The following is a 19,977-nucleotide window of genomic DNA, read 5'->3' on the forward strand; positions in this document are numbered from 1 at the left end:
TTACTCCTGTAAGCTAAGTTCACTAGCATCTGAAGTTAATGAACTTCTGATCGTTGCTTGTTTAGTATTGTCTGAAATCGCCGTATAAGTTGCACGCTGTTTTGCATTATTTTGGAACCAGTACTTACGGCTTAATTCGTTTTTATCATCGAGGATGTATTCTATCTCAAATGCTAGATAGTCAGCTGAGTCTTTCATAGGTAAACTCAATTTATACACGCTTTGAGAGTTTGCGGAGTTCATCGGGCTATTAAAGGTTTCTAGATCTACTCCGGTGTACCAAGTTCCTGATATCAATTCTCCCTTAGTTACCGAAGTATTTGTCCGAAGTTTAATTCCATCTCTTGCTATTTTGGTAGGAACTTGGATACGCAATTCAACACCAAACAGCTCCTGCATTGCTGATGGGTATTGCGTTGATGAATTGGGAACAACCCGCATCATTGGCACTTGGTAGATTGATGGTTTATCTATGATGGTTTGTAAATCAAATAGTGCCTTTTGTACTAATGAAGAGTTGTGTTTTTCTCGTTCTAACAGATCTGGAGACTGACTCCATTGTGCTCTGGCGGAATGATATCCCCACGGTAATTTATCTAACCATTTTTGAAAATCGTCTTGTTTGAACTTGCTCATTACATAGTTGCTCAAAAGGTAAATTGCAGTTAGCCCCATAATGACAAACATGATTGGCCCACCGAAAAGAACGTTTGCTGACCATATTCCAGTTACTCCCCCTACAGCTTGAAAGGCCCCTACTGCTGTAAGTCCAACTAAAGAAGAAAAGTTGAAGTATCCCGCAATTTTTGCAGTGCCATTCAAACTATCAAGTTGTTGTAACGACCGGTAAGCTTCTATCCCTGAAGCTAAAGCACCTATTATTCCTGTTACCGCAAGCCATTTGTTGAAAAACTTAAGATCACCCAAAGAAGAAATAGGTATTGTGGTATCACGTTTCGCCATTTCTTTTAGGGCAGATAAAGAACGTGCTCGTAGCGTTTTATCTACTCTTACGTTGTCCCAAAGTTTACCAGTGCGAATTCCCGTCCAAGCGTTTACTGTATAAAAAAGCTTTTGCTGGATATCCAAAAATTCATCTGAGGACATTAACCCTGTGTCTTGAATACTGCTCATGGCATCACCAAGCGCGATGCAGTTAAATACTAATGCCATAAAGCCTAGACCACCGGCATTCTCGAACAGTTTATTCAAATCATCGAGCTTATTCATCACGATCCGAGTTCTAAGCTCGACGGATCTTTGAGGGAGATCATCAGGTAACTCAATATACTGCGGGTACTCCAATGTAGCCACAGCGAGTGCTTTCTTAATAGTCTTTTTATTCTCTAAAGCTGTTTTGTATTTAGAGTCGGCTTTGCGGTTATTTTTCTGGAAGTCAGCAATGATTGCATCATTTTTTTCGAGCTTAATCAGATAATCATTTACGCGTGTTTTCCATTTTTTAAAATCGAGAGCGTAACCTTCTTTTATTGTTACGGGCATATTGTGTGCCATATGCTCTGCTATAACAGCAAACAAATAATAGCTATGGCGGTTCAGAGGTTTAGCAAAAACAGGCATCAGCATAATCGATGCTTGTGAAGTCATACTAACGCCAAACTCTAAAATTCCTTTTGCAAGCGCACCTATTGCTGATTTAAAGATAATATCCAGCTCTTGGAAGCCTTTGGCGATATCTTTGAGAAAGTCCGTTTCCGCAGTGTTTGGGTTGGAAATAAAATCCATGATCTTAGAGTACATGCTCACACGGTTGCTCGTAGCAGAGATCTGGTCCATCAACTGATTATCAGGGGCAGGATTTTCTGAAGCGATCGACTGTTCATTCCGCGCCTCAGTAATATTCTTCTCTATTACTTTAAATAAGCTTCGGCTAAATCCAGAGGCATAGAGAGCAAGTAAACTGGTTGGTTTCTCCCATTGGCTTTCTGCCCATTGGCGGTCTTCTTCTTGTATTACCAAAGTAAATGACTCAACCGCTTGCTTGTGCAGTTGATACAAGCTGTATTGTGTGTCTTCACTATATAGGTCGAAGGTTCTTTCGAGATGATGCGGTGTCAAAGACTCCATTACAGCGATAAAGTCGGTTTTTACTGAAACAACTTCGGCAAGCATGGTTTCTTTTTGTTCTGACAGCTCCTGCATTTCGCTCAGCATTTGCTTCCAGTTGAGCTGCTTACGCCAACGCTCAGTCGCTATCCATTGCTCGTATTTACCAAATCGGCTCGCAGAAATTCGATATTTGTCCTGTATCGCTTTAGTTATGTCACTTTGGGTATGTTGGTGCGATTCAATCGCTCCAGCAGAAAACTTGGCAGGATAGCCGGACTGAACCGAGCTTTTGTTCTGCTCTGCCAAATCAAGTTGGTTAGAGGAATCATAATACTCAGCCATGTCGGTATAAAACGACAGCTCTTCGCCGTTACGCTTAACGTTAGCTGGCATGTCTATCTCGTCACTTGCCCCGAACATACACAGTTGCATGGCGGTCTGCATCAAGCTCCACTGGTTTGAAAATTGATCAGTGAAAAGGCGGTAAGGGCTGGCGGCACCAACAAAATGCAGCGACATATCTTGAATGTCTGCGGCGTAATCTTTTATCGCGACGAAGTAGCCCGACTCTTTTTCTGGAATCGCAGAGGTTAAATCACTCTCGGTTGCGACAGGTTTAAAGATAGAACCATCTTCATCTGCTTTGGTGGCGATGCCAGAATCCGCAAAGCGGCCATCATCAATAGCAGAGGTTTCGATGTCTGCCACTTCAGAGAGCTGAGCGATAGGCGCAATATGATGTTGTTGCGAGTTCGCTGTTAATACCACGGTTTGCATGCGGTCAATATGACTGCTGGGATTGTTTAGCACAGCAAGAAACATTTTCCATGTCCATCGGTGCTCAGAAAAACAGAGGGATAGAAGGCTTCCGTCGGTATAAGTAAGGAATGTACTTGGGGACTCTGGCACTCCCCTCGTCTCGGATTCTGGGCTTTCTGCTGCCCCGAGTTTATGAAGCGTGAATTGTGTCCCTTTCACTTCATATTCATCAAGGGCCTTCCTCACCGAATCATAAATATAAAGCCAACCATCGCGTACCTGACGAAGTGTATAGCCAATAGTGTTGAGCTTTGCTGGCCCTTTGCCTTGCCATTTAGTCGGTAAACCAAACGGTGAAGCGTCTTCACTATCGAGCTGGTCGATGGCGTAGCGGACGGGAATGAAATGTGCCGGTCCACCTTCTTCGGGCTCATTCCTCTGCGTCATATCAATCGTTCTTGGCTCAGGTTTTGAGGGCGGGTCTATTTTCTTGGTTTCTCCTTCCCAAAACATGCTGCGCTCAGGTGGTGAGCCTGCAAGATCATTTGAGGGCGCTGTTGAAGTTTCAGTCAATGAAGATAAGGAACCATCGCTTTCATACGCAGCAACGGCTTCTTCGAGCGTGTAAGGATGGTCATTCCACAGCATGGATGTTTTGGGAGGAAGAGGGTTGCTCATAAGCTCACGAAATCGATAAGGTTAATATTACCTGCTTTAAAGCAAGTTTTAGACCAACGTCTAGCCCTTATAAAGCGCTGTTACGGTTGTTTCATAAACGAAAAATTGTACGATTATCCAATAACTTGTACTGATTTTCTAACTTTTGGGTTTAGTGGGGAATAGAAAATTGCTACTGACTTTCTGTCATGGTGATGGGTAACTTGCAGTAAACGCAAATATTAGAAAGAACAGCAAAGGGCTGAATGCTTTTGAACTTGCACCTTTGACTGGCCCTTTATCTCATAGTTCTGTTCTAACTATTAAAGCGAAACAACGCGCTTTATCTCTTCTAAAACCTCGGCATTAGCAATGGCACCAAGGTTTTCTACACTCTTGCCATTAATCACCTGTTTTACCGCCAACTCCACCAGTTTGCCAGAGCGTGTTTTTGGCACGTCGCTGATCGAAAATATCTGGCTTGGCACGTGTCTTGGTGAACAAGAGGATTTGAGTTTACTTCTGATGGCTGTGAGTAACGTTTCGTCTAGACTCACATCTTGCTGCAGTTGGACAAACAGCCAAATCTGCTCGTTGCGGTCGACATCTTTACCTACGGCGATGGAATCCACAATGCCTTCAATGGTGTTCACTTGCTGGTAGATCTCGGCAGTACCAATTCGCACACCACCGGGGTTGAGTGTGGTGTCGCCTCGCCCGTAGAACAGGTAGCCGCCATGTTCGCTCTGTGCGACTTCATCACCGTGATGCCACACATTATCGAACTTGTCCCAATAAGTGCTGTGGTAGCGCTCTCCGGTGTCATTCCAGAAGCCAACAGGGAAGTTGGGTAGGGAGTTTGTACACACCAGTTCGCCACGTTCATGATTGACCTTGTGACCAGACGAATTTAACACCTTGATGTCGACCCCGAGCCCTGCCTGTTGGCACTCTCCGCGATACACTGGCGAGATAGGGTTGCCTAAAACAAAGCAGCCACAAATATCCGTGCCGCCAGAAATGGACGCTAAATGCAGGTCTTGCTTGATGTGTTTGTAGACGTAATCGAACTGCTCTGGGTAGAGTACAGAACCCGTCGAGCACAGTGTTCTTAATTTAGGAAGGTTGTGACTGTCGATAGGCGAGAGCTCTGCCTTCTCAATCGCTTCTAGATACTTGGCTGAAGTGCCAAATGTCGATACATCAGCTCGCTGCGCTAAATCCCACAGAACGTTAGGTTGCGGATAAACTGGGCTGCCATCAAAGATCACCAAACAAGCACCGCTCGCGAGCGAAGATACGTGCCAGTTCCACATCATCCAACCACAAGTGGTGTAGTAGAACACGCGATCTCTCGGTTTAATATCGCAATGAAGCTGATGCTCTTTTAGGTGGTTGATGGTAGTGCCACCAACCGAGTGAACAATACACTTTGGTTTTCCGGTGGTACCGGAGGAATAGAGCACGAACAACGGTTCATTGAAGCCGACACGAATAAACTCAAGAGGTTTTGGCTGATAGTGATTAATGATGTTTTGCCAGCTTTGGATCGACACATCATGTTCAACTTTGTTTTTCTTTAAATCGTTCTTCTCTAAATCACGAGTCGGTTTCAAATAACCGATCTCACACACCTGTTTTAATTCGTTTAAGTGCTCGATGATTTGACGGTTTTTGTCCGTCATATCGAACGTTTTTCCATTGAAGGTGTAGCCATCGCAGGTGAATAGCACCTTGGGTTTCACTTGGCCAAAGCGCTCAATCACACTCTCGACGCCAAAATCAGGCGAAGTCGATGTCCAAATCGCGCCTAAGCTGGTGGTCGCTAGCATTGCGATCACGGTTTGTGGCAGATAAGGGGTATAAGCGGCGACCACATCGCCTTGTTGTACGCCACACTCCACGAGCCATTGCTGAACGCTAGATACTTCTTCACACAAGGTTTGCCATGTGTAGCTTTGCTGTTCGCCACGCTCATTCTCAAACCAAATCGCAAGCTCGTTTGGCAACGTTTTTGCTGAATGCAGCAAGTTTTCGGCGTAGTTAACTTGAGCATTCGGGAACCAAACCGCATCGCGATTTGATTTCGGCTTCTGCCAGCGACTCTCACGTTGAGTTTTGGTGTCATCCCCTTGCGAGCCGACCATTTCACAAAACTGCCATACGTTCTGCCAAAACGACTCTGGATGTTCCACAGACCATTGATGGAGATCCGCATAGTTTTGTAATTCCCGCCCGAGTACGGCCTGCTGATTAAGGCTATCAATGAATTGGGTTAAGTTGGCGTCTGCGATGCGCTGTTCGCTGGGCTGCCAAACTGGCTTATTGTTTTCGTGCATTCCTTTACCTTTAACAAAAAGTTAACGTTTTCAGTCTGGTATTTAGGTTTTACAAAGTCAAAAGATCAGCAAAATAAGGGTGCGACGGAACTGTGTAAATAAAATGTTACACGATCGCTTGTTTCGAAAAATCGCGCAAATTGGCGGATATAAGGAGTGGAGATAGGCTTAAAGGGAGACATTCGAAAGGAGGTGTGTAATGACTCAATATCATTCTAAGCCCGTGAGCCAAGAGGGATGGGTTGAGTGGAGCCTCGAAGAAGACGCCATTTGGCACGACTTAGTGAAAAGGCAACTGGACGTCATTAACGACCGCGCATGCGATGCCTATTTGCACGGTTTAACCCTGCTGGATCTGCCATTAGACAGAGTTCCCCAGCTTCCAGAGATAAACAAAGTGCTAATGGAAACAACAGGTTGGCAGGTACAGCCTGTGCCTGCGTTGATCGATTTCGACCGTTTCTTTGATTTGCTCGCCAATAAGAAATTCCCAGTGGCGACATTTCTGAGAACGCGAGATGAGTTCGATTACCTACAAGAACCTGACTTCTTTCATGAAATTTTCGGCCATTGTGCCATGCTCACCAATGCCGATTTTGCGACATTCACTGAGCATTACGGAAAACTAGGCCAAGCAGCCACACCTAAACAACGCGCGTATCTGGCCCGTTTGTATTGGTTTACGGTCGAGTTCGGTTTAGTAAAAGAAGGCGATAGGCTGAAAATCTATGGCGGCGGCATTCTTTCGTCTCCGGCGGAAACCATGTATGCGTTGGGAGGGGATTTGGCCGTTCGTGAGCGGTTCGATCTGCAAACGGTTTTGAGAACCCCTTATCGCATCGACATCATACAACCGAAATATTATGTGATTGATGAGCTGTCTGAGCTCTTCAAAATCAGTCAGGAAAACCTAATACAGCAAGCTGATCTCGCGATAGACGAGGGATTACTACCACCACTTTTTGAACCCAAGGAACCAACACATGTTGAATGAACAAAAATGCGAAGCCTGCAGTATCGACGCGATTGCCCTAAGTAAAGACGAGCAACAATCTTTATTGTTGGAGTTGTCAGACTGGCAGGTCATCGAAAGAGACGGCATCCCACAGCTTGAGAAGGTGTTTAAGTTTAAGAACTACAAACAAGCGTGGGCATTCAGCAACAAAGTGTCAGAGTTGGCAGAAGAAGAGTTCCACCACCCTTCGATTTTATTGGAGTGGGGCAAAGTCACCGTCACCTGGTGGAGTCATTCAATCAAAGGCCTACACAAAAACGACTTCATCTGCGCCTCACGCTGTGATGTGTTTGCGGTGAGTGAATAGCCTTTTTGGGTCTAGATGAGGTATTTTTCCAACCTCTGTGATGCGATTATCTAATTATTCGGCTCATAAGGTGAGTCGAATATCTGCTTAAGCGGCTCATGGTATGAGTTGAATAAGCGATACTTTCGTATCATTGGGCGTAACTTCTCCCAAACTAGCTTGACCTGCATCAGCGACTTGCTGCTTTCTCGTCCGACAACCCCCCACTATTGCTCATAGTATTGGTTTTATGAGGCTGCTCTATGATATATTTCTCGGCCAAGCGTATTACAGACGAAGGCTAATAATGTCTATCAACCTTTCACTCCTTCCACCCAGCGAGAAAAATAAAATCGAACTGGATAAGCAAGCATCGTTTCTTGTATGGAAACTGAAGCAAGCGAAATGTGGCCCTGAAGCCATTGTTGAAGAAGCAATGAAGCTAGGTGATCCAGAAGAAAAGGCTTGGTTTGATCAGTCTGTTGAAAAATACAAACGGGTAATGGGTGTCGCATAAACGCAGATAAACCTTACCCAGCAAAGCTGTTGAATTGAAATGACACAGTAATTTGCTAGAATTTGCACCGTTAATTGAATCAGAGAGAAGATCCCGATGGGAAGAAGTTTTGAAGTGCGCAAGGCCTCAATGGCGAAAACTGCAGGCGCAAAAATTAAAGTTTATTCTAAATACGGTAAAGAAATTTACGTACTGGCTAAGAACGGCAGCTCTGACCCAGACATGAACTTACCTCTTAAGCACCTGATTGCTAAAGCGAAGAAAGACCAAGTACCAGCTCACGTTATCGACAAAGCGATCGATAAAGCGAACGGCGGCGGCGGTGAAGACTTCCAACCAGCTCGTTACGAAGGTTTTGGCCCTGGTGGCACAAGCGTAATCGTTGACTGTCTAACTGACAACGGTAACCGTACTTTCCAAGACGTTCGCCAATGTTTCGTTAAAACTGGCGCGAAAATCGGTGTTGAAGGTACTGTTTCTCACATGTTCGCTCACCAAGCTGTATTCCAGTTTGCAGGCGAAGATGACGAGATCATCCTAGAAACGCTAATGATGGAAGACGTAGACGTGACTGACGTTGAGCTAGAAGACGGTGTTATCACTGTATTCGCTCCAACAACTGAGTTCTTCAAAACGAAGACAGCACTACACACTGCGTTCCCAGAGCTAACGCTAGACGTTGAGGAAATCACTTTCGTTCCTCAAACGACTACGCCAGTAGCTGAAGAAGATTCTGAGAAGTTCCAGAAGTTCTTAGACATGCTTGACGACTGTGATGACGTTCAGCAGGTTTACCACAACGCTGAGCTGTAATATCAATCTATAATTGATAGCTTTGCTCTTGTGAGTAAAATGTAGAATACAAAAAACCGAGCCTAGTGCTCGGTTTTTTTATGGGCGTAATTCAGACATGTATCCGTGAGCATGACTTTTTGATCGCAGCACCTTGATGGCAGCTTCTAGATCATAGCTCCTTGAACATAAGCCCTTGATCATCGTTCCGTTATCTCAGGTACACAAAGCGTTCTCGGACGACAAATCCATGCTGATAGTTTTCTGATCAAAGGGAGCACGGTTAGGTTGAGCACGATGGCACACGGCCAAGCAAGAAAGAAACTTTGTAGCCAGATTGGCGGCCATTCGTGGCTGAATCCCATTTTGTAGCCAGAAATTAACCCAGACATGATAGTCGCCATGGTCAGGGAGGATAAAATCGCGGTTACCCAAAATTGTTTGTTGTTCATATTATGTTTCTCCCGTGATTTTCTGTTGTTGATGAGATAAGGTTACTCCTATCCATTAATGAGAAAAATAGGCACATATAGAAGTATGAATTCCATATTTGGAAACATTGATGATCTGTTCTTATTCTGTGCAGTGGTTGAAGAGGGCTCTTTGCTATCGGCCTCGAAACGGCTGCAACTGCCTGTGTCGACTATGTCGCGTCGGTTAACTGCATTGGAAGAGCGCCTCAATATCCGACTTCTAGAAAAGAAAGGTCGTGAGCTGGTGGCCACTAAAGACGGTGAGGAGGCCTTTGCTGCACTGAGCAGTGGCATGGAGTCTATCCATCAAGGCTTTAATAGCTTGTTGGAAGAGCGTGATGCTATCCAAGGTAAGATTAAGCTCGCAGTGCCTCATAACTTCTATAGTGGCTTTCTAGGGTCGACAGTAGAGCAATTCCTCACTAAATATCCGAACGTTCAGCTCGACCTAACCCTGAGCCAGCAACAGCTTATTCCGCAGACCGATCGTGACTTACTGATCACGTTTAAAATCTCAGACATGGAAGGCATGATTGCTCGTCCGCTTTTCAAGGCCAAACACGGATTTTTCGCGAGCCAAGAATATTTGGATTCGCGTGAAACAATAGAAAAGCCGGACGATCTGGAGCTGCAAGATTGGATTAATGTCGATGATGTATTTGATATGCCGCTCTACAAATCCGACCGCTTAGAGCAGATGATCACGATTAAACCCAAGTTCATCGTCAACGATATTCATGCGGTGGCGGCCGCGGCGCAAAAAGGCTTGGGGCTTGCTTCATTGCCTTTTCGTCATGTATCCCCTGAGATGAATCTGATTCAAGTGCTCCCTGAGTACCATCGGGGTGATCGCCAAGCGTATTTAGTGTACAAAGAAAGAAAATATCAGCCAAAGGCTTTGACCCTGCTTATTGATGCATTGATTGAGAGTGTTCGATCTTTTCATAGCGATGACTTGGTCAAATAAAAGGAGAAAGAAATGAAAGTAAGTTTTATCGGGCTAGGCGTTATGGGCTTCCCAATGGCAGGCCACCTAGTCAAAGCCGGTTTTGAAGTAACGGTATTTAACCGCACTCACAGCAAAGCGCTAGACTGGGCTGATAAACACCAAGGTAAAGCGGCAGAATCTGTGGCTGAGTGTGTCGCAGAAGCTGACGTGGTATTGGTTTGTGTGGGCAACGATGACGATGTACGCAGCATGACAACCAGCGAAACAGGCGCATTGGCAGCGATGAAGCCAAGCGCAATTCTTGTCGATCACACCACAACGTCGGCAGTTCTGTCTGAAGAGCTTGAAGTGGCTGCGAAGCAAGCCGGTATTCGCTTTATGGATGCACCAGTGTCAGGTGGTCAAGCGGGCGCAGAAAACGGCGTGTTAACTATCATGTGTGGCGGCGAACAAGCGCTTTTCAACGACCTTCAACCTGTATTCGAAGCTTACGGTAAGTCGTCGGTTCTGATGGGTAAAGTCGGCCAAGGCCAACGCGCAAAAATGGTTAATCAGATCTGCATTGCAGGTGTATTGAACGGCTTATCTGAAGGCTTGGTACTTGCTGAAAAATCAGGTTTGGATATCCCAACTCTGGTTGATTGCCTTAAAAACGGCGCTGCTGGTTCATGGCAGATGGAAAACCGCGCGACCACAATGGCGCAAGACAAGTTCGACTTCGGCTTCGCCATTGATTGGATGATCAAAGACTTAGGCTTCTGTCTAGATGAAGCAGAACGTCAAGGCATCCAACTTCCACTGACCGAAAAAACCAACAACGCCTACAAGGCACTGTCTGCTGAAGGACAAGGCCGCATGGATACCTCGGTATTGATGAAAGCCGTGGTTGAAGAGACGAAGAAGTAGAAGTAATAGAAGCTTCGTTTAGATAATTAAAAATAGCCGCTGATTAGCGGCTATTTTTTTGTCTGCACGGAAAGGTAAGCAAAGTTCTGCTTTTGAAAATCACAATTGGGCTGCTATTTTCCTCATCCCAATCACACTTAATTGTTCCATCGTTTTCACCTATTGAATCTATCGTTATTTCCCATTAAACAAATGTAAACATTGAAGTTATATTCTTGGTGGGCAGAAAAGAGCTTTTGAATATCCATTTACCACTCGGTTGGTTTAATGGTTAGCACGCATTGGAGAGCAACCATGCAGATGTCAAAAAGCTTTTTATTAATTACAGTTGGCTTAGCCAGCACATCTCTACAGGCTCAAACCCTGACCAGAGACAACGGCGCACCAGTAGGTGATAACCAAAATTCCATAACAGCAGGTGAGAATGGCAGTGTATTGCTGCAAGACGTCCATCTGATCCAAAAATTGCAGCGTTTTGCCAGAGAACGTATTCCTGAGCGTGTTGTTCATGCTCGTGGTACGGGCGCACATGGTGAATTTGTCGCTTCTGGTAATTTTAGTGATTTAACGGTTTCCGACCCTTTTACCAATAAAGGTAAGGTGACTCCTGTTTTCGTTCGTTTTTCGACCGTTATTCACTCTAAAGGATCGCCAGAAACACTTCGCGACCCACGTGGTTTTGCCACCAAATTTTATACTGAACAGGGTAGCTGGGATCTGGTAGGGAATAATCTGCCTGTGTTCTTTATTCGTGATTCGATTAAGTTTCCGGATATGGTGCACTCTCTAAAACCGTCTCCAGTCACCAACGTTCAGGATCCAAACCGATTCTTCGACTTCTTTAGCAGTGAGCCGGGTGCGACCAACATGCTGACTTGGGTGTACAGCAACTTAGGTACGCCTGCGAGCTATCGCACTATGGATGGCTTTGGGGTTCATGCTTATAAATGGATCAATAAGCAAGGTGACGTGAACTATGTGAAGTTCCAATGGAAGAGCCAGCAAGGTATTAAAAGCCTTCGCCCTGATCAAGTCACTGAGATGCAAGGTAAAGATTTTAACCATCTTACTAATGACCTTTATGCTGAAATTGGTCGACGTAATTACCCTAAGTGGGACCTTTATGTGAAGGTATTGTCTCCGGAGGCGTTGAGCAAGCTTGATTACAACGGATTGGATGCAACCAAAGTGTGGCTGAATGTACCGGATCAAAAAGTCGGCACTATGACGTTGAATCGTCTACCTGAAAACTTCTTTCTAGACACGGAACAGTCGGCATTTTCGCCTTCGAATCTAATTCCTGGTATCGAGCCATCGGAAGACCGTTTGCTGCAAGGTCGTTTGTTTGCTTACGCCGATACACAGCTTTATCGCTTGGGAGCAAACTTATTTCAGCTACCCGTTAACCGACCATTAGCGCCAGTGAGTAGCCATAACCAAAATGGGTTGAGCAACAATGCAACGTTAACTAGTGGCGCTGTGAACTATGAATGAACCAAGCCGGAAACTAGAGTTGGCAGAAGATGTTCAATTCAAAGCTGTAGAAACCAAGCTTGTTGGTACGGTGCAACAAAAAGCGATCAGCAATCCACGAAATTTCTATCAAGCGGGTGTGCAGTACCGCAGCATGAATGAACAAGACAAAAGTGATTTGATTGCTAACCTCGCTGGTGACTTGAATAAGGTGACGGACAAAGGCATCAAAACGACTATGGTGAGCTACTTCTATCGTGCAGACAAACAGTATGGAACGCGTTTGGCTAAAGCCACTGGCACCAGTATGTCACGAGTGGAAAAACTCTCGCAAACGAACAATTAAGCGACAATGTAAGACGTAAAGTTTTGGCCTGCGGGAGATTTATCTGCTCTTTTCTGCCCGAAAATCAGGGCTCCTGTAGGCCATTCTCTAATCATGTTAGTTAGGGGGAATAAATGAAAATCGTATTTTTACTCAGCTCCGTTTTTTTCTCTTTGATCTTCTCGCTCAGCTTATTGGCTGCTGACGACAAACTGGAAGAGGAATACCAATCTCTGGTTGGGTTGTTCTTTGATGCCGCTCGTATTGGTAACAATGAAGTGATCGATGCATTTGTTTCTCAAGGTTTCCCCGTTGATCAACGCAATAACCAAAGTTATACCGCACTCATGGTCGCCGCTTATCAAGGAAACAGAGAAACCGTGAGGCTTTTACTCGATTCGGGTGCTAATGCATGCCTTCAAGACAAACGTGGAAACACCGCTTTGATGGGGGCATTGATTAAACGCGAAATCAGTACTGCGAAAGACTTGTACCAAGCGGAGTGTTCCCCAGAATTGCGTAATAAAGCAGGACTTAATTTGAAAGAATTTGCCGAAATCTATGGTCAATCCAATGTGCTGAAATCCCTTCCCACTAAATGAAGTGTGCTAATAACAATAAAAAGGACGTAATAATATGAACAAAACAACATGGCTTGCTGCACTTGCCCTTATCTCTTCTCCTGTTTTTGCTGAAGTAGTGAATGTTGAAATGATTGATCTTGGCTCGGGTCAGTCAACCGGAACTGTAATGATAAGCTCAAGTGAATACGGAGCTGTTTTTACGCCGGTATTGAAAGGTTTACCTGCTGGTACACATGGCTTCCATGTACACGGCAATGGTTCATGCGAAAGCCTCACCAAAGATGGCAAAATCATACTCGGTGGGGCTGCAGGCGGACATTATGACCCAGAGAAAACGGGTAAGCATGGTTTCCCTTGGACGGATGATAATCACCTTGGTGATTTACCACCGCTTTACGTCAATGCTCATGGTGTAGCTGATCTGCCAGTAATGGCACCAAGAGTGACATTAGATGACGTGAAAGGCAGAGCGTTGATGATTCACGCTGGCGGTGACAACCATTCTGACCATCCGGCTAAACTTGGCGGCGGTGGTGCGCGCATTGTATGTGGCGTGATTAAGTAATCTCTTCTTTAAGAGTTACAAAAAGCGCTCCAACCTATTTGGGGCGCTTTTTGTATTTAGGGATGACACTTATCTCTAACGCAGAACTCTCATTAATCACTTAGGCTTTTGTTTGGCTAAAGCAGAGCGTTAAGGCATTTACTTCCACTGACTGAAAAGGCCAGCAACGTTGACTAGGCACTGCTGCATAGAAATAGAAGCAGATTGCTAGCTCTGAGGTTTTCAATTGGGCAAACATGGTTACTTAAGGTTTGTCGGCATTACAATTCAGAGACATCCGCAAAGATTTTATATTGATGTATCAACCCCTGCTTGAAAGATAAGAAAGTCGCGAACTTAGCGGCATGCGCGCTGCCATTTAGGCGCACGTAATCCACCTGTCCCTCACACGCAACCGTATCATCGTTTACGTAGATCCCAGAAAACGTATGCGTCATTGATTCAATTGATCCAAAGAACGCTGCGTTGACCGCTTCGACAGCTGGCTTTCCTACTACTGGTGCGGCGTTCGAAAAATGAAACGACACGTCATCATGCAGTAGTGCCATTAGGGCGTGGACATCCTTTTGGTCGACGATTTGATATAGATGTTTTGTCTGTTCGATTAATGGTGACATAGCAATTGCTCCTTTGAATTTAAACTAATTTGGATCTGAACGAGATTAAGATTTAGCGTGATTAAATAAGTACAGGCTTATCAACAACAGTATTACGGCGGCGATCAATTGCAGCGTTAATGGCTCGCCATACCACGTGATCCCAATGGAAACGCCGACGACGGTCACCACATTTCCCACTTGGCTAAAGCCCAACCCGTCCGTGATCCGTTGAAAACGAAACGTCAGTAAATAGCTGAGTGCCGATAAGCATGCCATCAGCGCAAGTACGCCAGTTCCGTTTGCAATGACCTCACCATCGATCGCATGAGTAAACGGAAGCCATACCATGCTCTGTAGTGTCAGCATGCCAGCGGCCAGAACAATTGGATTGGCAAGAGAGGGGAACGCGCGACTGCGATAGACATTGCCAGCGGCCAAAAATATGGGTACGAGTAGCGCAATGGCTAGTGCTGACCAAGGGGATGAAGTGTTCATTTGTGGTGACAAAGTCACAGAGAGTGCGGCAACGACCCCAACCATGATTCCAAGTACTTTTCGCCAGGTTAACGAGGACCCTTGAAAAGGTAAGGTGAATAACAAGGTAAAAATGGGCGACAAAGTGACGAGTACACTGAATGTACTGGTATTAAGAGATTGTAGGGCATAAGTTGACGCCAGATTAGGGATTGCGACGCCCAGTAAACCAGCCCAAAGATAATAACGGTAATGCACCAATGCCGTTCGGTTGAGCTGACCTCGCATAACCAATAACGTCATCAACAATAAAGCGGCACCTGCCATCGGTATTATCGCGACATCAACCGGTGGAATGCCAATGGTCACAGCATATTTGGCTAACGCAAAGTTTACGGCGACAAGACTGCCAATGCTGACCACGTATAGCGGAGACTGGAATTGCCGACCGATACCATTTATGTGCCTTCTTGCCGTTATCGGTTTTATCAGTGATTTCATGTCTTACTCTATTATTGAAGTCGATGAAATCAGCATAAAAGACCTAGATTGATTAGAGAATAGGCTCTACACTCTCCACACTGTATCCAAATTGGCGACAATCATGCAGCACTTAGACGCTATTCCTTATTTCCTTGCGGTCGTAAAACAATCGAGCTTTGCGGGTGCAGCGCGTGAACTGGGCGTGTCACGTTCGGCAGTCAACAAACGGGTGATCCAACTGGAGTCGAGCCTTGGAGTGCGTTTGCTGCATCGTACTACGCGCCAAGTATCGCTTACTGAATCTGGTGAGCAGTTTTATGATCACCTCACCAAAGCTAATTATTGGCTGCAAAAAGCTGAAGATGCAGCAACCAGTCAGCAAAATCAGGCAATTGGCACATTGCGGGTTAGTGCACCAATGTCTTTTGGTCGTCTGATATTGGCCCCTCTCATCCCACAATTTCTCAAACGTTATCCTCATATTCACATCGACATGACGATGGACGATGGTTACGTCGATATTGTCGAAGGAGGATATGACGTCGCGATTCGAGCTGGGGATTTAAATGACTCGAGTTTGGTGGCGAAGCGGTTAACCAGCGTCCGTAGCGTTATCTGCGCCTCGCCTACGTATTTTGATGAGAATGGTTTGTCGATCCCAACCGAGATCTGCGAACTGAGTGCACACAACGCTTTGCTCTATCGTCATACATCTGAGAGTGCCGAGTGGTTTTTTGGTCACCAAGATCAGGTGACCAGCGTTGTAGTGAAAGGCAATTACCGAGTCAACAACAGCGAAGCATTACTGTGTGCGACCATGGCAGGGCTTGGAATCGCTAGGCTTCCTGATTTTATCGCCAATGCACCCATTCAGTCGGGGCAATTGCTGCCCTTGCTATCTAACTATCTGATGCCAGAGAAAAATGTCTATGCATTGTTTCCTGAGCGAGATCCAATGCCACTCAAACTAAGATTGTTTATCGATTTCCTTGCAGCTTCGCTCAATTGCTGTTGAAAGTTTACGAAGTTGATAAGAGGCTTTAGGCGTACTTAGCCTTTTATGTTTTCACTACTTGTGCTTTTTGTTCCCGCCACTCACACCCTCTCTAAACCATTCACTCCTCATTATTACCATTCGTCGCATTGATAAAACGGCACGACAAATTCTAGTTAACCTTTCAACGTCAACATTTGAAAGGGATTAGAAATCATGACTACTTCACACTCATTTAATTCAGGCTCTACCACTTCTCTGCTTAAGCGTTCATTGCTGATTGCTCTTGTTTCATTCGCTCCTACGTTAGCTTTGGCTAACCCAAGTTCAGACGTTCTTGATATCTATAATCAAGCCGCGCAAGGCAATGAAGATCTGGTTGAGGTGGCTTACGAACGCCTTAACGATACGCTGCAACAAGACGGCGCTACGCCACTGACTTTAGTTTATTTAGGAAGCACAGAAACCTTAATGGGGCGTGATGCGTTCTTACCATGGAACAAGATGAAGTATGTGGAAAAGGGTTTATCGACCATTGATAAATCACTGGTGTTGCTTAAAGACGAAGACCAACCAATTCATGAGCAACCTCGCGTTCAAGGATTACCAGATTCTTACCTGACTCGCGCCATGGCTGCGGTGACTTACACCTCTCTACCAGACATGTTTAACCATTTTGATCGTGGTTATGACCTGTTCCTCTCGTTACTCGCGGAAGATGAATTTCAACAACAGCACTTCTCTGCAACTTCGTGGATTTATCGCTACGCAATTACCGCATCGATTCGTGCTGAAGACTTCGAGCAAGCACAGGTGTGGCTTGAAAAAATGGAAAACACCGATGCTGGCAACATCGAAACTATGACGGCTAAGGCGCTCATTGCGAAAGCGAAATAAAGGGCATGAAAGCTAAATAGTAGGCGAGTAATCAGAGGACAATGAAATGATTGAATTTAAAGATATCGGCAAAGCATATGTCACGGGCGGTCAACGTGTTGATGCACTAAACGGGGTCGACGGGCACATCCAGCGCGGTGAAATGGTGGCCTTGTGTGGGCCGTCTGGGTCAGGGAAAAGCACACTGTTGAACATTCTTGGTTTGTTGGATATGGACTATCGAGGGCAGATCAATATTGATGGCCAACCGTATCCAACCGAGCAAATCGCTGCTGCACGTTTTCGTCGTCAGTCGTTGGGTTTTGTGTTTCAACGCTTCAATCTCGTTCCTGTGATGACGGCGCTCGAGAACGTCGCTTATCCATTGATGTTGAGCCAATGTTCGAAACAAGAACAGCAGAGCAGAGCACAACAGATGCTGGAGCGCGTTGGGCTAGGAGACTACGTTCATCACCGCCCAGACAACCTTTCTGGCGGGCAACAGCAACGTGTCGCGATAGCCAGAGCGTTAATCCACAACCCAAGCTTGGTGATTGCCGATGAGCCGACCGCGAGCCTAGACAGCCACACTGCCAACCTTGTGATCGACATTATGAAAGAGCTTGGCCACGAAATGGGCACGACTTTTATCGTCGCAACGCACGACCCAAGAATGGCGCAGCGTTGTGATCGAGTGATTGAACTTATCGACGGTCAACTGGCGCCACAAGTTGCAACCACGGAGGCGATCTCATGGGCAAGTTAACACAAAGAATGAGCACGTTTTTACTTCCAACCTCGGTGCGTTTGGCGTGGCTTAACTTATTAAGAAATGGTCGACGCAGCCTACTTTCGGTGTTGATCATCGCGATTGCGGTATTTGCACTCACCAGTGCCGGTGGTTATGGGCTTTACACCTACGAGTCACTGAGAGAATCGACTGCGCGTGATACTGGTCATCTCACCTTGAGCACGCTGGGATACTTTGAACAAGATGAAGACATGCCGCTGAGCAATGGTCTGGACAGCGTTCAAGCGCTAACCAAGAGCATTATTGGCGATAGTGATGTGCGTGGTGTGCAGCCGCGAGTCTATTTTAGTGGCTTGGTTTCTAATGGCAGTAAGTCGACCATTTTTATGGGAACGGGCGTCAATGAGCGTGAGTTCGACATGAAAGGTCCTTTCTTAGATGTGCGCAGCGGGCAAACCCTGTCGGACGTGAAATCCCCAAGATACGACAGCCAAGAGCCACAAGTCATGCTGGGAACCGACCTTGCTCGTAACCTCAAAGTTGCGGTTGGTGATTGGGTGACATTGCTCGCGACTACCAGTGATGGCGCTTTGAATGCCTTTGATTTTAAGGTGCAGGGCATTTACTCGACAGGGGTTCCTGAGCTGGATAAGCGTCAACTGTATGTACACATCACTACCGCGCAAGAGCTTTTGGCTTCAGACAAAGTCAGCACATTGTCGGTGTTCTTATTTGAAACCAGCAAGACATCGACCGTTCAACAACGCATTCAAGCTGCTTTGGATCGAAATAGCGCTAGCCAAAACGATCAAGGCACAGAGATCGAGATAACCCCATGGCAAGATCGCGCGTTTTTCTACACCAAGGTTAAAGATCTTTACGACCGGATCTTCGGCATCATGGGTGCTGTGATGGCATTGGTGGTGTTCGTGTCGCTGTTTAACACCATGACCATGTCGGTGACCGAACGCACTCGTGAAATCGGCACATTGTCAGCACTCGGCAGTTACCCTTCTGAAATCGTGGCAGGCTTCTTAAAAGAGGCGGGATTGCTGGCTGTGATTGGCAGTGCGATTGGCGCTTTAGTGAGTGGCTTAGTGTCGGTGTTATTGCTGGTGGTTGATATACAAATGCCACCACCTCCGGGTCGAACCGAAGGTTACCCACTCAACATTTACTTCTCATTAGAATTGGTTGGTTACGCCACTTTAGGTGTGCTGACAATATGTTTGCTGGCTGCTTATTTCTCTGCTCGTAAAGGCGTGAATAAGCCAATCACGGAGGCACTGGTTTATGTCTAGATTAACTCGTTCATTCAATATGTTAGGTTCTGTGTTGGTTTTAGCATCAGCTTTAACATCGGTATCAAGCTGGGCAGTCGATTCACAACAAGTCACAGAGATGATCGCTAAGGCCGATAGCTACCGTTTGAACAGTGCACAAGCCTCTAAGGTGGTCTCTTTAGTGGCGTTATACCAAGACGAGCAACTGGATAAAACCCGTGAGTACAACGTCTATACAAGACCAAACCGAGAGTCATTAGTGGTCTTTAAATCAGCTGTCGAGGCAGGTCAAAAGATGCTGATGATTGAAGATAACTACTGGTTGCTGATGCCAAAATCTCGCCGTCCCATTCGTATTACCCCAATGCAAAAGCTATTGGGTGAAGCTTCGGTAGGGGATATTTCAACGCTCACTTGGAGTGAAGATTACCAAGGAGAGTGGGTTGCCGAGCAACAGGTTGAGAGGCCGACTGGCGAGACACTCGATACCCATCACTTAAAGCTCGCGGCGAAAACCAAGGGTGCCAGTTATCAATCGATTGATCTGTGGTTAACGACAGACCGTGCATTTCCAGTTAAAGCGGATTTGTATCTGCGTTCAGGAAAGTTAGCTAAGCAAGCGTGGTTTACTGAAGGTGTGCGTGATGGATTACCAACAGTGGTGTCGATGACCTTACTTGATAAGATTCAGCCAAGTAAAAAAACCGTAATTGAGTATCGCGAAGTGATTAAACAAAGCTTGGCAGATAAGTATTACAACCCTGCTTACTTATCGCGTAACAGCGTGTCTGGGCTGTAGGTGAGCTT

Annotated in this window: 18 protein-coding genes and 1 pseudogene; 14 read left to right on the forward strand and 5 right to left on the reverse strand. The window is 45.8% G+C overall.

What is annotated here, in order from left to right; translation table 11 throughout:
- Positions 1–3,507: a T6SS effector BTH_I2691 family protein gene (locus tag QWZ07_RS05570; protein ID WP_192852358.1), complete on the reverse strand. Its 3,507-nt coding sequence runs from the start codon at positions 3,505–3,507 to the stop codon at positions 1–3.
- Between the two features lie 302 nt (positions 3,508–3,809).
- The gene (locus tag QWZ07_RS05575) at positions 3,810–5,825 is read right to left on the reverse strand and encodes an acetoacetate--CoA ligase (RefSeq protein ID WP_192852359.1); all 2,016 of its coding nucleotides are present in this window, start codon (positions 5,823–5,825) and stop codon (positions 3,810–3,812) included.
- 199 nt (positions 5,826–6,024) lie between these two features.
- On the opposite strand from QWZ07_RS05575, the gene phhA reads away from it, so the two are divergent.
- The 4 genes from phhA (at position 6,025) to QWZ07_RS05595 (ending at position 8,456) form a co-directional block, all read left to right on the forward strand.
- The gene (phhA, locus tag QWZ07_RS05580; RefSeq protein ID WP_017111285.1) at positions 6,025–6,819 is read left to right on the forward strand and encodes a phenylalanine 4-monooxygenase; all 795 of its coding nucleotides are present in this window, start codon (positions 6,025–6,027) and stop codon (positions 6,817–6,819) included.
- Positions 6,809–7,147 (forward strand): 4a-hydroxytetrahydrobiopterin dehydratase, encoded by a 339-nt coding sequence (locus QWZ07_RS05585; protein ID WP_050653115.1) that lies wholly within the window; start codon positions 6,809–6,811, stop codon positions 7,145–7,147. The genes phhA and QWZ07_RS05585 overlap by 11 nt, the downstream gene beginning before the upstream one ends.
- A gap of 286 nt (positions 7,148–7,433) precedes the next feature.
- The gene (locus QWZ07_RS05590) at positions 7,434–7,643 is read left to right on the forward strand and encodes a DUF3283 family protein (protein ID WP_004732615.1); all 210 of its coding nucleotides are present in this window, start codon (positions 7,434–7,436) and stop codon (positions 7,641–7,643) included.
- 96 nt (positions 7,644–7,739) lie between these two features.
- Entirely contained in the window at positions 7,740–8,456 is a 717-nt protein-coding gene (locus QWZ07_RS05595; RefSeq protein ID WP_004732617.1) for a YebC/PmpR family DNA-binding transcriptional regulator, read from the forward strand.
- A 179-nt stretch (positions 8,457–8,635) separates the two neighbouring features.
- Here QWZ07_RS05595 and QWZ07_RS05600 read toward each other — a convergent pair whose 3' ends face one another.
- Positions 8,636–8,887 carry a DUF2798 domain-containing protein gene (locus tag QWZ07_RS05600; RefSeq protein WP_017090357.1) on the reverse strand — a complete coding sequence of 84 codons (252 nt, stop codon included), beginning with the start codon at positions 8,885–8,887 and terminating at the stop codon, positions 8,636–8,638.
- An 85-nt stretch (positions 8,888–8,972) separates the two neighbouring features.
- On the opposite strand from QWZ07_RS05600, the gene QWZ07_RS05605 reads away from it, so the two are divergent.
- The 5 genes and pseudogenes from QWZ07_RS05605 to sodC all read left to right on the forward strand — a co-directional run bounded on the left by QWZ07_RS05605 (position 8,973) and on the right by sodC (position 13,710).
- A complete protein-coding gene (locus QWZ07_RS05605) occupies positions 8,973–9,875 on the forward strand; it encodes a LysR family transcriptional regulator (RefSeq protein WP_192852360.1) in 903 nt (300 codons plus the stop codon).
- Positions 9,876–9,887: 12 nt separating this feature from the next.
- Positions 9,888–10,763 (forward strand): NAD(P)-dependent oxidoreductase, encoded by an 876-nt coding sequence (locus QWZ07_RS05610; RefSeq protein WP_192852361.1) that lies wholly within the window; start codon positions 9,888–9,890, stop codon positions 10,761–10,763.
- A gap of 294 nt (positions 10,764–11,057) precedes the next feature.
- Positions 11,058–12,582 (forward strand): annotated as a pseudogene (gene katE1 / locus QWZ07_RS05615) (catalase KatE1).
- A gap of 113 nt (positions 12,583–12,695) precedes the next feature.
- Positions 12,696–13,163, forward strand: coding sequence for an ankyrin repeat domain-containing protein (locus QWZ07_RS05620; protein WP_065111710.1), 468 nt, complete (start codon positions 12,696–12,698; stop codon positions 13,161–13,163).
- Positions 13,164–13,197: 34 nt separating this feature from the next.
- Complete coding sequence (sodC, locus tag QWZ07_RS05625) at positions 13,198–13,710, forward strand: superoxide dismutase family protein (RefSeq protein WP_065111711.1); 513 nt, start codon at positions 13,198–13,200, stop codon at positions 13,708–13,710.
- 260 nt (positions 13,711–13,970) lie between these two features.
- Here sodC and QWZ07_RS05630 read toward each other — a convergent pair whose 3' ends face one another.
- Positions 13,971–14,327, reverse strand: coding sequence for a nuclear transport factor 2 family protein (locus tag QWZ07_RS05630; RefSeq protein WP_004732643.1), 357 nt, complete (start codon positions 14,325–14,327; stop codon positions 13,971–13,973).
- A gap of 45 nt (positions 14,328–14,372) precedes the next feature.
- Positions 14,373–15,284: a DMT family transporter gene (locus QWZ07_RS05635; RefSeq protein ID WP_065111712.1), complete on the reverse strand. Its 912-nt coding sequence runs from the start codon at positions 15,282–15,284 to the stop codon at positions 14,373–14,375.
- A 103-nt stretch (positions 15,285–15,387) separates the two neighbouring features.
- Here QWZ07_RS05635 and QWZ07_RS05640 point away from each other — a divergent pair, with 103 nt between their 5' ends.
- The 5 genes from QWZ07_RS05640 to QWZ07_RS05660 all read left to right on the forward strand — a co-directional run bounded on the left by QWZ07_RS05640 (position 15,388) and on the right by QWZ07_RS05660 (position 19,969).
- Complete coding sequence (locus QWZ07_RS05640; RefSeq protein ID WP_102312198.1) at positions 15,388–16,281, forward strand: LysR family transcriptional regulator; 894 nt, start codon at positions 15,388–15,390, stop codon at positions 16,279–16,281.
- A gap of 195 nt (positions 16,282–16,476) precedes the next feature.
- Entirely contained in the window at positions 16,477–17,157 is a 681-nt protein-coding gene (locus tag QWZ07_RS05645) for a hypothetical protein (protein WP_102312199.1), read from the forward strand.
- A 46-nt stretch (positions 17,158–17,203) separates the two neighbouring features.
- Positions 17,204–17,902: an ABC transporter ATP-binding protein gene (locus QWZ07_RS05650; RefSeq protein WP_192852362.1), complete on the forward strand. Its 699-nt coding sequence runs from the start codon at positions 17,204–17,206 to the stop codon at positions 17,900–17,902.
- On the forward strand, positions 17,890–19,188 hold the full coding sequence (locus QWZ07_RS05655; RefSeq protein WP_102383728.1) for an ABC transporter permease: 1,299 nt from the start codon (positions 17,890–17,892) through the stop codon (positions 19,186–19,188). Before QWZ07_RS05650 ends, QWZ07_RS05655 begins: the two co-directional genes overlap by 13 nt.
- Positions 19,181–19,969, forward strand: a complete 789-nt coding sequence (locus QWZ07_RS05660) for an outer membrane lipoprotein-sorting protein (RefSeq protein ID WP_192852363.1) — start codon at positions 19,181–19,183, stop codon at positions 19,967–19,969. The genes QWZ07_RS05655 and QWZ07_RS05660 overlap by 8 nt, the downstream gene beginning before the upstream one ends.
- Positions 19,970–19,977 lie beyond the last annotated feature (8 nt).

It is taken from the genome of Vibrio lentus (assembly GCF_030409755.1).
GTDB lineage: Bacteria > Pseudomonadota > Gammaproteobacteria > Enterobacterales > Vibrionaceae > Vibrio > Vibrio lentus.

Coding starts and splice junctions, on each gene's coding strand:
- QWZ07_RS05660 (WP_192852363.1), top strand. CDS start 19,181: ATGTCTAGATTAACTCGTTCATTCAATATGTTAGGTTCTGTGTTGGTT.
- QWZ07_RS05640 (WP_102312198.1), top strand. CDS start 15,388: ATGCAGCACTTAGACGCTATTCCTTATTTCCTTGCGGTCGTAAAACAA.
- QWZ07_RS05635 (WP_065111712.1), bottom strand. CDS start 15,284: ATGAAATCACTGATAAAACCGATAACGGCAAGAAGGCACATAAATGGT.
- QWZ07_RS05620 (WP_065111710.1), top strand. CDS start 12,696: ATGAAAATCGTATTTTTACTCAGCTCCGTTTTTTTCTCTTTGATCTTC.
- QWZ07_RS05655 (WP_102383728.1), top strand. CDS start 17,890: ATGGGCAAGTTAACACAAAGAATGAGCACGTTTTTACTTCCAACCTCG.
- QWZ07_RS05650 (WP_192852362.1), top strand. CDS start 17,204: ATGATTGAATTTAAAGATATCGGCAAAGCATATGTCACGGGCGGTCAA.
- QWZ07_RS05600 (WP_017090357.1), bottom strand. CDS start 8,887: ATGAACAACAAACAATTTTGGGTAACCGCGATTTTATCCTCCCTGACC.
- QWZ07_RS05645 (WP_102312199.1), top strand. CDS start 16,477: ATGACTACTTCACACTCATTTAATTCAGGCTCTACCACTTCTCTGCTT.
- QWZ07_RS05575 (WP_192852359.1), bottom strand. CDS start 5,825: ATGCACGAAAACAATAAGCCAGTTTGGCAGCCCAGCGAACAGCGCATC.
- QWZ07_RS05585 (WP_050653115.1), top strand. CDS start 6,809: ATGTTGAATGAACAAAAATGCGAAGCCTGCAGTATCGACGCGATTGCC.
- sodC (WP_065111711.1), top strand. CDS start 13,198: ATGAACAAAACAACATGGCTTGCTGCACTTGCCCTTATCTCTTCTCCT.
- QWZ07_RS05605 (WP_192852360.1), top strand. CDS start 8,973: ATGAATTCCATATTTGGAAACATTGATGATCTGTTCTTATTCTGTGCA.
- phhA (WP_017111285.1), top strand. CDS start 6,025: ATGACTCAATATCATTCTAAGCCCGTGAGCCAAGAGGGATGGGTTGAG.
- QWZ07_RS05595 (WP_004732617.1), top strand. CDS start 7,740: ATGGGAAGAAGTTTTGAAGTGCGCAAGGCCTCAATGGCGAAAACTGCA.
- QWZ07_RS05610 (WP_192852361.1), top strand. CDS start 9,888: ATGAAAGTAAGTTTTATCGGGCTAGGCGTTATGGGCTTCCCAATGGCA.
- QWZ07_RS05590 (WP_004732615.1), top strand. CDS start 7,434: ATGTCTATCAACCTTTCACTCCTTCCACCCAGCGAGAAAAATAAAATC.
- QWZ07_RS05630 (WP_004732643.1), bottom strand. CDS start 14,327: ATGTCACCATTAATCGAACAGACAAAACATCTATATCAAATCGTCGAC.
- QWZ07_RS05570 (WP_192852358.1), bottom strand. CDS start 3,507: ATGAGCAACCCTCTTCCTCCCAAAACATCCATGCTGTGGAATGACCAT.